Source organism: Bradyrhizobium sp. HKCCYLR20261 (assembly GCF_051168435.1).
Classification (GTDB): Bacteria; Pseudomonadota; Alphaproteobacteria; order Rhizobiales; family Xanthobacteraceae; genus Bradyrhizobium.
Genome location: NZ_JBNPUZ010000012.1, coordinates 1 through 13,235, shown reverse-complemented (window position 1 = coordinate 13,235; position 13,235 = coordinate 1). Strand labels below are relative to the sequence as shown.

Annotated in this window: 12 protein-coding genes and 1 tRNA gene; 9 read left to right on the top strand and 4 right to left on the bottom strand. The window is 65.2% G+C overall.

Features of this window, described 5'->3' with window-relative positions:
* Positions 1-14 precede the first annotated feature (14 nt).
* The 4 genes from fliF to ACQR1L_RS24220 all read right to left on the bottom strand — a co-directional run bounded on the left by fliF (position 15) and on the right by ACQR1L_RS24220 (position 4,810).
* The gene (gene fliF / locus ACQR1L_RS24235; RefSeq protein ID WP_434860435.1) at positions 15-1,616 is read right to left on the bottom strand and encodes a flagellar basal-body MS-ring/collar protein FliF; all 1,602 of its coding nucleotides are present in this window, start codon (positions 1,614-1,616) and stop codon (positions 15-17) included.
* A 337-nt stretch (positions 1,617-1,953) separates the two neighbouring features.
* Positions 1,954-2,229: a DUF1153 domain-containing protein gene (locus tag ACQR1L_RS24230; RefSeq protein ID WP_002714638.1), complete on the bottom strand. Its 276-nt coding sequence runs from the start codon at positions 2,227-2,229 to the stop codon at positions 1,954-1,956.
* A gap of 271 nt (positions 2,230-2,500) precedes the next feature.
* Positions 2,501-3,199, bottom strand: coding sequence for a flagellar hook assembly protein FlgD (locus ACQR1L_RS24225; RefSeq protein ID WP_434860434.1), 699 nt, complete (start codon positions 3,197-3,199; stop codon positions 2,501-2,503).
* A gap of 12 nt (positions 3,200-3,211) precedes the next feature.
* On the bottom strand, positions 3,212-4,810 hold the full coding sequence (locus tag ACQR1L_RS24220; RefSeq protein ID WP_434860433.1) for a flagellar hook-length control protein FliK: 1,599 nt from the start codon (positions 4,808-4,810) through the stop codon (positions 3,212-3,214).
* Positions 4,811-5,168: 358 nt separating this feature from the next.
* On the opposite strand from ACQR1L_RS24220, the gene mnmA reads away from it, so the two are divergent.
* The 9 genes from mnmA to ACQR1L_RS24175 all read left to right on the top strand — a co-directional run.
* On the top strand, positions 5,169-6,362 hold the full coding sequence (mnmA, locus tag ACQR1L_RS24215; protein ID WP_434860432.1) for a tRNA 2-thiouridine(34) synthase MnmA: 1,194 nt from the start codon (positions 5,169-5,171) through the stop codon (positions 6,360-6,362).
* 27 nt (positions 6,363-6,389) lie between these two features.
* Complete coding sequence (locus tag ACQR1L_RS24210) at positions 6,390-7,025, top strand: class I SAM-dependent methyltransferase (RefSeq protein ID WP_434860431.1); 636 nt, start codon at positions 6,390-6,392, stop codon at positions 7,023-7,025.
* Between the two features lie 75 nt (positions 7,026-7,100).
* A complete protein-coding gene (locus ACQR1L_RS24205) occupies positions 7,101-7,451 on the top strand; it encodes a hypothetical protein (RefSeq protein WP_434860430.1) in 351 nt (116 codons plus the stop codon).
* Between the two features lie 227 nt (positions 7,452-7,678).
* A tRNA-Met gene (locus tag ACQR1L_RS24200) sits at positions 7,679-7,755 on the top strand.
* Positions 7,756-9,007: 1,252 nt separating this feature from the next.
* A complete protein-coding gene (locus tag ACQR1L_RS24195; RefSeq protein WP_434860429.1) occupies positions 9,008-9,325 on the top strand; it encodes an STAS domain-containing protein in 318 nt (105 codons plus the stop codon).
* The gene (locus ACQR1L_RS24190; RefSeq protein ID WP_434860428.1) at positions 9,325-9,690 is read left to right on the top strand and encodes a response regulator; all 366 of its coding nucleotides are present in this window, start codon (positions 9,325-9,327) and stop codon (positions 9,688-9,690) included. Before ACQR1L_RS24195 ends, ACQR1L_RS24190 begins: the two co-directional genes overlap by 1 nt.
* A complete protein-coding gene (locus ACQR1L_RS24185; RefSeq protein ID WP_434860427.1) occupies positions 9,687-11,732 on the top strand; it encodes a chemotaxis protein CheA in 2,046 nt (681 codons plus the stop codon). Before ACQR1L_RS24190 ends, ACQR1L_RS24185 begins: the two co-directional genes overlap by 4 nt.
* The gene (locus ACQR1L_RS24180) at positions 11,732-12,202 is read left to right on the top strand and encodes a chemotaxis protein CheW (protein WP_434860426.1); all 471 of its coding nucleotides are present in this window, start codon (positions 11,732-11,734) and stop codon (positions 12,200-12,202) included. The genes ACQR1L_RS24185 and ACQR1L_RS24180 overlap by 1 nt, the downstream gene beginning before the upstream one ends.
* A 35-nt stretch (positions 12,203-12,237) precedes the next feature.
* A partial coding sequence (locus ACQR1L_RS24175) for a HAMP domain-containing protein (RefSeq protein WP_434860425.1) occupies positions 12,238-13,235 on the top strand: 998 nt, incomplete at its 3' end.

The following is a 13,235-nucleotide window of genomic DNA, read 5'->3' as shown; positions in this document are numbered from 1 at the left end:
TCAGACGGAGCGGATCATTGCTGCTGCGGCTCGGCGAGCCATTGGCGGATGATGGAGGCGGCTTCGCCCGGGTTGCGGTCGGCAAGTTCGCCGACGCGGTGGACCGACTGGGCGTGGACCTGGCCCTGCACCTGGGCGACGTCGATCATGGTCGCGGTCTGCTGAGCGTGGGCGACCTGGGCCTGGGTCTCGTCGGTGATTGCCGGCACGCCGCTGGTCAGGGCTGCGATCTCCTCCGTGGCGATGATCTTCTTCACCAGCGGCCGCACCACCATGAACACGACCACGATGCCGAGCAGCATCATCACCGCGAGCTCGATGACGTACATCACGTCATCCTTGGTGAAGTGGAGCATGCCGAGGAAGCCGGTGGGCTCGTTGATCTGCGGCACGGCCGGAGCGTCGGCGAATTTCAAATTGACCACTTCGACCTGGTCGCCGCGCTTCTGGTCGAAGCCGATGGCGGAGCGGACCAGGGCCGCGATGCGGTCGAGTTCTTCCTTGCTGCGCTCCTTGTAGACCAGCTCGCCCTTCTCGTTCTTGGAGTAGGCGCCGTCGACCAGCACCGCGACCGAGATGCGGTTGACCCGTCCGGCCTCGGTGACTTCGGTCTTGGTGGTCCGGGAGATCTCGTAATTGTTGGTCTCTTCGGTCTTCTTGCTCTGGTCTTTTGGCTGCTGCGGCGGCTGGTTCTGCTGGTTGCCCGGCAGCTCGTTGTTGACCGAGACCTGACCGTTGCTTTCCGACGTCGCCGACTGCTCTTCGCGGGTCTGGCTGGAGCGGAGCACCCTTCCTTCCGGATCGTAGCGGTCGGAGGTCTGGGTGATGCGGTTGAAGTCGAAATCGGCTGACAGTTGCACCCGGGCGCGGCCGGCGCCGACGACGGAGGACACGATGTCCTCGACCTGCTTGCGCATCCGCTTCTCGAAGCTGTTGCGCCGCTCGTCGCCGACCTGCTGGTCGATGTCGGTCTGGGTGCCGTCGGCGAGCAATTGGCCCGCCTCGTCGACGATCGACACCCGCTGCGGCTTCAGGCCGTTCACGGCCGAGGCGACGAGGTGGCGGATGGCGCGGATCTGGTTGGCTTCGAGGGCGCCGCGCACGCGCACGACGATCGAGGCCGACGGCTCCGGGGTCTCGCGCGAGAACAGCGGCCGCTCCGGCAGGACCAGATGGACGCGCGCCGCCTGGACGCGGTCGATGGCGCGGATGGTGCGGGCGAGCTCGCCCTCCAGGGCGCGCAGATGGTTGATGTTCTGGACGAAGCTCGTGGTGCCCAGCGCGTCCGACTTGTCGAAGATCTCGTAGCCGACGCCGCCGCCCTTGGGCAGGCCGCCCTCGGCGAGCTTCATGCGCAGCCGGGTCACCTTGTCCTTGGGGACCAGGATGACGCTGCCTTCATTGCGGATCTCGAACTGGATGCCCTGCCGCTCCAGATCCTTGATGATGCTGGAGGAGTCGTCCATGCTCAGGTCGGTGAACAGGGTGGTCATCTGCGGCGCCGTCACGCGCATGATGACGAAGCCGAAGAAGCCGACCAATGCAGCCGTGACCGCCACCATCGCGGTGAGCCGCGCGGCGCCCAAACCCTTCAGGAAGTCCAAGAGACCTTGCAAGCAACTGCCCCATAGTTCGGCATTCGACGGGTGGCTGCTGAAGGGTGTGATTGGAGCTTCGCGGGCCTTTACGGCCGGTTGCAGAGATCGCGAAATTCAATCCTTAAACCTTCACCGACACCCGCATTCCAGGTGGTGACCCGATGCCTGCCTCTGCGTTCGCCGTTCGGGACGTGCCGCGGAGGTTGAATCGAACCACTGGGCAATTATTGCCTATGGGAAGGTTTCGATATGGTTAACGATCGTTAAAGGGTCCTAACAAAGTGTCGACATGCAAAAAATCGGCTTGGCGGAGCCAAGCCGATTTTCGAAGAATCCCGTTCGCGTCGTTAACGCTTTATTGGCGATATTGTTGAATTCGGGTGGTGCGCAGCCCGGCGAGACCATGCTGGTCGATCGAGAACTGCCACGACAGGAATTCGTCGACGGTCAGGGTGTAGCGGCTGCACGCCTCTTCCAGGGACAACAATCCGCCGCGGACCGCAGCGACGACTTCGGCCTTGCGGCGAATGACCCACCTCTTGGTGCCTGGCGCAGGCAAATCCGCGATGGTGAGCGGGCTGCCGTCAGGCCCGATGACGTATTTCACCCTCGGGCGATGGGGTTCTGTCATGGCGTACTCACAAACTCTTAACCACTGAACTCACGGTAAGACCCTACGCCGCCTCGCTTAAAATTTGCCTAAGCAAAGGGCGGGAATCCGGCGCTCTTTGCGAACGCCGGCTCGTCCGGCGGCCAAAGGCCCCGGGAACGAGATCGTGGTAAATGATTGGTTAAGAATTTCCGGCGGTTACGCCGGTGTGCCGCCATCGTGGCTGAGCTTGATGTTCAAGCTCAGCTGCAAGCGTATCCGCTGTCTTAACTGTCGGACGAGCCCTTGAGGGCTAGTTAACGATCCGCTGGATCTGGTTCACGGTATAGGTCTGGCCGCCGATCGACAGCATGGGCGGCTGCTGGGTCAGATCGACCGAGGTGACCGTGCCCTTGACCTGGGTCGAGATGGCCACCGGCGCGCCGTTGGTCGCATCGGTGCCGACCACCGTGATCTTGTACTGCCCGTCCGGCCATTGCGTGCCGTCATTGCCCTGGCCGTTCCAATTATACGTCTGGTTGTCGCCGGCGCTGGCCGAATATTTGCCGCTGAAGACGGTCTGCCCGACGCTGTTGGTGATGCTCACCGTCAGGTTGCTGTCCTTCGGGATGCTGAGATCCCAGCTCGCCTTGGCGTCGGTCATGGTCGTCGTCGCGCCGTTCACGACGGCGGTCTTGCCGACGAAAGCCAAGGCCTGGGTCGCCTGCGTCGTCTGCTGCATCGAGATCAGCGACGACAGCTGGTCATTGGTCTTGAGCTGCTGCTCGACGCCGGCGAACTGGACGAGCTGCTGGGTGAACTGGTTCGTATCCAGCGGATCGAGCGGGTTCTGGTTCTGCAGCTGCGTCGTCAGCAGCGTCAGGAAGGTCTGGAAGTTGCCCGCGATGGTCGAGCCCGCGGTCGAGCCGAGGCTGCTGTTGGATCCGGTGGTGGATGTCTTGGTCGTGCCCGAGACTGCCGGGCTTGCCGTGATTGCGTCGCCGATTGCCATGGAAGCCTCCTGTTAGACCCTGATATCCACGCCGCCCTGCGCGCCGAACATCCGTCCATAGGACCGTCCGGCGAGCTGGACCGGGACGTTTTCGTCCTCGGTCACGATGAGGCGGTGGGAATTGGCGTTCTGTTGATTGTCGCCGCCGTTCTGGCCGGACGAGTTCTGGTCGCGCAGCGAGAATTGCAGCCCGCTGTCGTTGCTCTTGAGGCCGGCGTCCTGCAGCGCCTGCTGCAGTTGCGGCGCGGTCTGCTGCAGCATCGCCAGCGTCTCCGGCTTCTCGACCCGCAGATGCGAGGTGACCTGGCCGTTGCGGTCGACGTCGATGCGGACATCGATGCGGCCGAGCTCGGCCGGATCCAGCCGGATCTCGAAGCGGCTCTTGCCGTTGAGCGCGGACGCCGCGATCTCGACCGCGAGCCCGTGCAGCGGCACGCTGGCCGTCGTCTGGGCGGTCGCCGTGAGGTTGGCCGCGGTGAGCTGGGGCGTTGTCGAGGCCGGGGTCGAGAGCTGCGGCTGCAGGACGTTGGCGGCCTGGGCGCTCGGGTCGGGCAGCGGCGCATTGGCCGAGGCGTTGGTTTGGCCCGCGCCGCGCTCATGCGTGGCCGGAGCCGGAGCATTGCCGTTGGCCTTGGCGGAAGCGTCGATCTCGCCACCGTCTGTCTTGGCGCCGGCCGTCGGCTGCTGGGTGAGACCCGCGCCGTGGTTGGGCTGGGGCGCGCCCTGCGCGGCCGGATTGCCCTGGTCGGCAATCTTGCCGGCTTCGCCGGCCGTCAGGCCGGTCTTGGATTGTGCACCGGGCTTGCCGGCTGTCTTGGTGCCGCCGGGCGTGGCGGCCTCGAGCGCCGTCGTGAATGTCTGATCCGTCGCGGCGGCGGCTTCGCCGGCCGGAGTCGTGGTCCCGTCGGATGCGGTGGCCGCCGCGGCCGATCCGTCGGCCGCCTTCGCGCCGCCGTTCACCTTGGCCGTTGCCGCCATCAGGCCGGCAGCGGCATCGACCGCGCCATTCGGCCCCACCCCGGCCACTCCCACCGGTGCCGTTGCGGCGGAAGGCGTGGCTGATCCATCGGTCTCCGGCATGGCCGTGCCAGCCGCGGCGTTGGCGAGCGCGACCTCGGAGCGAATCGCGACCGCCACGGGCGAGGTCGCTGCCGCGGACTGATCGGCGGCGCCGGAGGCGGCGGTCGTCTCCGTGCCGGCGGTGTCGCCGTCCTTCTTGTCGCTGGCGGTGCCGTCGGCATCCGCCGTATCGGCCGCAGCCTTGTCGGTCGTGGTCTTGTCGGACTTGCCGGTCGCGGCGTCGGCCGCCGTATCCGAACCGCTCTTGTCGGTGCGCGGCGTGCTATCGTCGGCCTTGTCCGGTGCTCTGGCCTTGCTGGTGCGATCCATGTCGCTGCGCGCCGAGTCGCGGCTGCTCGTCGCGGCTGTGCTCGCCCGTGGCGCCGGTGTCGAAGCTGGCGACAGCGACGGACTTGGCACGTCCGGCGGAGTCGCGGCATCGACCAGCGCCGAGAAGCTGTCGGACAGCTGCGAGGCGTCCTGGCGGGACGGCTTCGGCGCCGTGGTCTTGAGAGCCGGGCCGGCCTGGATGTCTGACGTGACGCTGAACACCTTGGAACCTCTCGCAATGAAACTCGACGAGGCAGGTCAGCAAGGAGCGGGCCAGAGCGGAATGAATCAAAAAACTAAGTAATATCAATTATTTGAAAGGTAGGTGCGGACGCGCCGTCACGGCGGCGGCCCCGCCATTTCTGCCCGCCCGGCAAGATTTGCCGCTGGCCTCCGCGGCGAGCGCGATTGCTTCGCAGGACATGCGCCTATATTAAAGACCGATGCTTCTCATGTTGTTTCCGACCAGGAGACCGTGTCCGGAGACCGCTGAAAGCAAGCCATCCGCAAAGACGGCGCATGCTGGGCGTTCCCGCGCCGGGAACCTCTTGCCTGACGCCGCGATCGCAGTGACCTGACCATGCTCAACAGTCTCGATCTCGAAGGCCGTCCTGAGGACACCAGGGTCGTCGTCGCCATGTCCGGCGGCGTGGACTCGTCGGTCACGGCTGCGCTGTTGAAGTCGGAAGGCTACGACGTCGTCGGCATCACCCTGCAGCTCTACGATCATGGCGCCGCCACGCATCGCAAGGGCGCCTGCTGCGCCGGCCAGGACATCCACGACGCGCGCAACGTCGCCGAGCGGCTCGGCATTCCGCATTATGTGCTGGACTACGAGGATCGCTTCCGCGAGTCGGTGATCGACAATTTCGCCGCCAGCTACGCCTCGGGCGAGACGCCGGTGCCGTGCATCGAGTGCAACCGCGCCATCAAGTTCGGCGATCTCCTGAAGACCGCGCGCGAGCTCGGCGCCCAGGTGCTGGCGACCGGCCATTACGTCGCCTCGCGCCGCCTGGCGAACGGTTCGCGCGCGCTCGTTTGTGCCGCGGATGCCGATCGCGACCAGAGCTATTTCCTGTTCGCAACCACGCGCGAGCAGCTCGACTATTTGCGCTTTCCGCTCGGCGACATGACCAAGCCGGAGGTGCGCGAGCTCGCGCGCCGCTTCGGCCTGGAGGTTGCCGACAAGCACGACAGCCAGGACATCTGCTTCGTGCCGACCGGCCGCTATACCGATATCATCGGCAAGCTGCGTCCGAACGCGATGGAGCCGGGCGAGATCGTCGATCTCAACGGCCGCGTATTGGGCGCGCATCAGGGCATCGCCAACTACACGATCGGCCAGCGCAAGGGTCTCGGCATCGCCGCCGGCGCGCCGCTCTATGTGGTCAAGCTCGACGTCGCGACCCGTCGCGTCGTGGTCGGCCCGCGCGAGGCGCTGCGCACGCATCGAATCACCTTGCGCGAGGTCAACTGGATCGGCGACGGCGCGCTGGACACCGCCGTGCGTGACGGCATCGAGCTGTTCGTCCGCGTGCGCTCGACCCGTGCACCGCAGCCCGCCTGGCTGCGCGGCGCGGACGGTCATTACGAGGTCGAGCTCGTCGGCGGCGAGGAGGGCGTGTCGCCCGGCCAGGCCTGCGTGTTCTATGACGCAGCTTCGGGACGCGCGCGCGTGCTCGGCGGCGGCTTCATCCAGAGCGCCGAGGCGGAGAGCCGCAGCGCGGGCGGCATGGTTCGGCCGCAGCGCGTGGCCGAGCCGGTTCGCGGCTGATCAGCATCCAAAATTCAGGGCAGGGGCATGGGGGACATCGACCGCGCGGGGGTCGAAAAGGCCTACGAGCGCTGGGCGCCGGTCTACGACCTGGTGTTCGGCAAGGTCTTCGATCAGGGCCGCCAATCGACCATCGCGGAAGCCGATCGCATCGGCGGCCGCATTCTCGATGTCGGCGTCGGCACCGGCCTGTCGCTGTCGGACTATGCCCGCACGACGAAGATCTGCGGTGTCGACATCTCCGAGCCGATGCTGCGCCGGGCGCAGGCGCGTGTGCGCGAACTCAAGCTGTTGAACGTCGAGACGCTCGCGGTGATGGATGCGAAGCATCTCGCCTTCCCGAACGATTTCTTCGATGCGGTGGTCGCGCAATACGTCATCACCGCGGTGCCGGATCCCGAGGCCACGCTCGATGATTTCATCCGCGTGCTGAAGCCGGGCGGCGAGCTGATCCTCGTCAATCATATCGGCGCCGAGAGCGGACCGCGCCGCCTGTTCGAACTCGCCTTTGCGCCGATCGCGCGTAGGCTCGGCTGGCGGCCGGAGTTCCCCTGGGCGCGGCTGGTGAACTGGGCGGCGAAGCACGGCGGTGTGACGCTCGCCGAGCGCCGGCCGATGCCGCCGCTCGGGCATTTCTCGCTGATCCGCTATCGCAAGGGCTGATCCGAGGATCGTCCGATGTCACGCCTGCGCGCTGTTGGCGCGGGAACGCCAGCGCGGTCGTCGCGTTGCTCCGCTATGAGCATCAGGACATCAGTGTTCCTCTCTTTCGCGCTGGCATCGGCCGCGACGGCGGTCCTCGCCCAGGCGCCCCCCACACCGGCGACGCCGCCACAGGCGACCGCGCCGGCCCCCAATGCGAATGCCGCCTGTGCGCCGAATGCGCGGGCGACTCCGACGCCCGACGGAATCACCACCGGCCGCGCCGGCGAGCCCTTGGGCGACAAGCTCGCCAAGACCAACGGCGTGCTGTGCCCGCCGAGCGGCGTCGATCCGGAGATGCACGCGCCGACGCCCGACGCGGGCACGACACCGGTGATCCCGCCGCCCGGCAGCCCCGGCGGCAATCCAAACGTGCAGCCGAAGTGAGGTCTTAGCCGCTGGACGACGAGGTGTGCCCTGCGGACGGATCCGCTCCGCAGCACGCTCACGAATCGTGCAAGCGATTGAGTTCCGGCGACAAAAATCGGCCGCCAGGAAAACCGTGGCTCGGCGCGACGTTTGCTTGACAGGGCAGGGAACGGCTCCTTATATGCCGCCCGTTCGCAGGGTTTCGCCGCGCTCTTTGACCGGCTTCACTCTTGATCGAATGCCGTGGCGGGGTAGCTCAGCTGGTTAGAGCACGGGAATCATAATCCTGGGGTCGGGGGTTCGAGTCCCTCCCCCGCTACCAACGGTCCCCACACTCCCCTCACTCTGCTCAGGCATGCCTCACCGCCGTTCAGCGAGTTGAGACGGCCTGCAATTTCGACACAGATCCCGTCCGGGCGTGTGTCATCTCTCGACACCGTCACCGTCTCGACAAGCTCTCGGATTGCTTCGGCAGCCTCGTCGTCACCTGCGCTCACACCTTTGCCGAGCGCGTTTTCGAGCCGCACCAATTGCTCTTCGTGTCGCCTTAGTAAGGAGGGGATGGAGCGAGATCGGCTGCGGAGCGGCTGGTGGCTTGGCAATTCAGCCATGATCCGCTTCCAATCGGCAAATCCTGTCCCGGGTGTGGTGCAACTCGGCAGACGTTCGAGGCGCAGGGCGGAGCCGGGTCGCCCCTCCCACGTTTCCGTGCCGAGCATCGTCAGGAGCGACGCCACGCGTGTTCGCCCGATGTCGCAAAACCGATCTCGACCACGGAGAGGAGTATGTAGTTCAACAATCCCAAATGCGTGAGGTCGAACGAGAAGCGGCCGCAAGCCACTTGATTTGTGTTGATGTGATGGGCTGGGTGCCGGTCAGGATGTCCGCGATCCGCGACTACATGTCGACGCTGCCGCTGTGCGTTCACCCCGAGGACGGTCGCGACAACGAAGTAGGAGGGGTGAGGTCGAGAAAACCGACCTCGCCGAGCGCATCCATGAGTCCGCGCTCAGGTTCATGGCGACGACGAGCAGCGCAAGCTTGACGTCCAGAACGCTGCTGCGCGCGAACGGTTCAGCGCCGCATTGGACGATGCCTTTGCATCCATCCGGGCCCGCATGGACGTAGAGCACGCCGCTTTCATGATCAACCTGACCAAATTCCGGAATCCGCCATCCCCCGGCTGCAATCCATCGACCGCCCCCTAGACGACAGTCCACACGTGACGTCATCGGCTGGCGCGCCTCGAACGCAAGGCCGCTTTGGTCGTTGGACTACCACGCCGCATGCTCTGGTAACATGGTAGCTATGCGAAAATACCGCACTGCACAACCCTCGGGCGTAGCTGAAGTTCAGTCGAGACGCTGAAAATTGTGTTTGTTCGCCTATCAAACGACACATTTTCGCCACTCGGCATTTGAGCAAGCGAGGTCGACGTTGCAATTCTAGGTAGTGTTCAGCGGCTTCGCGGAGGTAATCGGTTAAGTTTTTTATTACGGGCAGGGGCGAAACTCGTTTCCAGTCGGGTTGAAGTTTATTTGTATTGCAACCCGAGGGTGTGGGGAAGATCAGCAATGCAAGATACAATCGAGTCGCGGCGATCGCTGCGGCTCCCGGCTGATTGCAGCATCGCGGCGATACGCGGCGTGCATGATCAGATCCGAGAAGCGTTCGATGGGCAGCGCCCGCTCGAGATCGATTGCTCCGATGTCGTCAAAGCCGATGTGACGTCGATTCAGCTCCTGCTCTCCACCACGATGACCGGCGCGGCGCAAGGTCGATCGGTGATCCTGACCTCGTTCTCCCAAAACCTTCGGCGCATCCTGCAGCGCGCGGGCGTTCTGCGCGCGGCGCCGCCGAAACATGTCTCCAAAGATAAGGCTAGCACCTGATGGCGATCGTCCTGACTGTCGACGACTCCCCCAGCATCCGGCAGATGGTCAAGGTGACGCTTGAGCCAGCCGGGCATCAAGTGATCGAAGCCGGCGACGGCGTCCAGGGACTGGCGAAGGCGCAGACCAGTCGTCCCGATATCGTCATCACCGACCTCAACATGCCGGCGATGAATGGACTCGAGTTGATCCGCGCGCTGCGCAAGGAGCGCACCCTGACCGGGATGCCGATCCTGTTCCTCACCACCGAGTCCAACGATGCGGTGAAGCAGGAGGCCAAGAGCGCCGGGGCCACCGGCTGGATCACAAAACCCTTCAAGCCCGAGCAGCTGCTCGCCGTGGTCGGCAAACTGGTGCGGGCATGAACAGCGTGGACCCTGTCGAGGTCTTCCGGCAGGAAGCCTCCGAATTGTTCGAGACCCTCGAAGGCGCGCTGCTCGATCTCTGCCAGCGCCCCGACGACCGCGAGCTGATCGACGCCGCCTTTCGCGCCCTGCACACGATCAAGGGCTCAGGCGCCATGTTCGGCTTCGACAAGGTCGCCGCGTTCACCCACGAGTTCGAGACGGCCTTCGAGCTGATCCGCCGAGGTGAAGTCAAGCCGACCCAGGAACTCATCTCGGTGGGGCTCGCGGCCAAGGACTACATCCGCGCCCTGATCCACGCGCCGGAGACTGTCGATTCCATCATCGGCGACGCCATTCTGGACGAATTGAAGCAGCTCGTCGCGCCCGGCATCCCGGCCTTCGAATCCACGCCGGACAGGCCTGCGGCGGTGCCGTCCGAGCACCATGCGGCGGGCTGGCTGCTGCGGCTGGAATTCGATGCGCAGATCCTGCGCAACGGCTCCAATCCGCTCGACATGCTCGAAGATCTGGCCAAGCTCGGGCCTTGCTTCGCCGTGCCGATCACCGCCGACATTCCCCTGCTCGACGCCCTCGAGCCCGAGGACTGTTATCTCAAATGGGAGGTGACGCTGTCCTCCGATTGCGACAAGGCCGCGATCGAGGATGTCTTCATGTTCGTGCTCGACGAAATGAAGCTGGGCATCACCCCGCTGGCCCGCGTCGAACTTCCGGAGTTTGCCCCCTTGCTGCAGGAGGCGGACAGCGAGCCGCCGTCGTCTGCGACCGTGCCCGTGTCTGCCCCGCCGGATGCTGCGGCCGCCGAGCGGCCTGCTCTACCCGCCGAGCCCCGGCGCGAGGAGCCGAAGCGCAGCGAAGAGCGCGGCATCGCGACCGTCCGGGTGCAGGCCGAGCGGCTCGACGAACTGATGGACCGGGTTGGCGAGCTCGTGATCGCCCAGGCACGGCTGAGCCAGCTCGCGGCGACGGGCTCCGACCTCTCGATCAAGCTGATTGCCGAGGAGATCGAGCGTCTCGCGGCAAGCCTGCGTGACACCACGATGGGCGCGCGCATGGTGCCGATCGGCTCGTTGTTCGGGCGCTTCCGGCGCCTCGTGCACGATCTGTCGCGCGAGCTCGCCAAGCCGGTGGAGTTCGTGACCACCGGCGAGGACACCGAACTCGACAAGACCATGATCGAGTGCCTCGCCGATCCGCTCGTGCATCTGATCCGCAACGCGATCGATCACGGCATCGAGGATGCCGGACGGCGTGCCGCGGCTGGCAAGCCCGCTCAGGGCCGCATCGAACTGTCCGCCGTTCATGCCGGGGCGCAGGTTCTGGTGACCGTGAGCGACAATGGCGGCGGCCTCGATACCCGTCGCATTCGGGCCAAGGCAGAGGAACAGGGACTGATCGCGCCGGGTGCGGCGCTGACCGATCATGAAATCCATCAGCTGCTGTTTCATCCTGGATTCTCGACCGCGCAAACGGTGTCCGCCCTGTCCGGGCGTGGTGTCGGCATGGATGTGGTCAAGAAGACCATCGAGAACATGCGCGGCTCGATCGATCTGATCACGAGGCCCGGCGAGGGGACGACGGTCACGCTGAGGTTGCCGCTGACGCTGGCGATCATCGAGGGACTCCTGATTCGAGTCGGCGCCGGCCGCTACATCATTCCGCTGTCGGCGGTCGAGGAATGCGTGGAGCTGACGGCGGCCGATCAGCGCTCGCGCGGCCGCAGCTTCCTCAATGTGCGCGGCGGACTGGTGCCGTTCCTGCGGCTCCGGGAGGTGCTGCAGATGGACGGCGCGGCCGAGGAGCATCAGAAGACCATCATCATCTCGACCGGCGACACCTGCGTCGGCCTGGTCGCCGATCAGATCATCGGTAACCACCAGACCGTCATCAAGTCGCTGTCCAAGCTGCATTCCGATGTGACCATCTTCTCCGGTGCGACCATCCTGGGTGATGGCACCGCGGCGCTGATCCTCGATGTCGGGCAGCTCGTCGCGCTCGCGCAGTCGCAGGCCGAGAAACTGCAAATGAACGAGGCCGCCTGATGACTGCATCACCGACGCAGCCAGCCGGAGCCCATGCCGCCAGCGCCATGCAGGTCGTCATGATCGGTCTCGGCGAGGAGAAATTCGCACTCGACGCCGGCCTGGTGCGCGAGATCATCGATCCCGTGCCGGAGACCAAGGTGGCGGGCGCCAAGGCTTACGTGCCGAGCCTGATCAATGTCCGCGGCAATGTGATTCCGCTGGCCGACCTGCGGATCCGCTTCGGGATGCCGCCGACCGAACATTCCGTCGACAGCCGGATCGTCGTGATCGAACTCATGCTTGACGGCGAGCCGGTTCTGGTCGGCGTGACTGCGGACAAGGTCTACGAGGTCACCGAGATCTCGCAGACCGACGTGCAGCAGACGCCGCGTGTCGGCATGCATTGGAAGCCGGAGTTCATCCGCTTCATCACCAAATGGCGTGAAGAGTTCGTCATCGTTCCGAACATGGAACGCATTCTGAACTGAAATACGTCTCGGGGGCGAGACGCGAGGGGCTGAAGATGAGATTCACCGTAAAGGCAAAGCTGGCGGTCGCGTTCGGACTGATTATCGTGTTGTCCGCCACCGCGAGCGTCATCGCCTACATGAAATTGGCCGATCTGACCGCCGTCTCGGAAGCCATTGTCCTTCGCGCCGGGCGCATGGAGAAGGCTGCGGAGATCGAGATCGAAATCCTGCGCCAGGTCCGCGCCGAGAAGAATGCACTGTTGACGACCGGCGCCGAGTCCGAGCAGTTCATCGCCGACATCGGCCCGGCGCGCGAGCTCGTGTTCAAGTCGAAGGACGCCGTCTACGCGATGGCCAGCGAGGGCGGCAAGAAGCTGCTCGAGGCTTTCGCCGCGACCTACGCCAAGATGAATGCGTTCGAGGACGAGACCATCAAGCTGTCGAGGATCGACAGGGCGGCGGCAACGGATCGATCGGTCCGTGAAGGCAAGAAGCTCGTCACCGATACGCTGGACGCGGCGGACGCCTACATTACTTACACCAGAAAGGGCATGGCGGACCAGGCCGCTCAGGCTCGCGAGGAGGGCGCCCGTGCGCAGTTCCTGCTGACGGTTCTGGCTGCGGCCTCCACACTCATCGCCGTTGCCGCGGCGCTCTGGATGTCGCTCACGATCAGCCGCGCCCTTGGCCGCGCCGTCGGCCTTGCCGGCGCCGTCGCCAACGGTGATCTCAGCCAGACCATCAGCATCTCCAGCAATGATGAGATCGGCGATCTGGTCAAATCTTTGAATGCGATGGTCGAGAAGCTCCGGCAGATCGTCGCCGATGCGCTGTCCGCCGCGCACAACGTGTCGGCGGGCAGCCAGGAGCTGTCGGCGAGTGCCGAGCAGCTGTCGCAGGGCGCGACCGAACAGGCCTCGTCGGCCGAGGAGGCCTCCTCGTCGATGGAGGAGATGGCGGCGAACGTGAAGCAGAACGCCGAGAACGCCAGCCAGACCGAGAAGATCGCGGCGCAATCGGCCAAGGACGCGGAAATGAGCGGCGCAGCGGT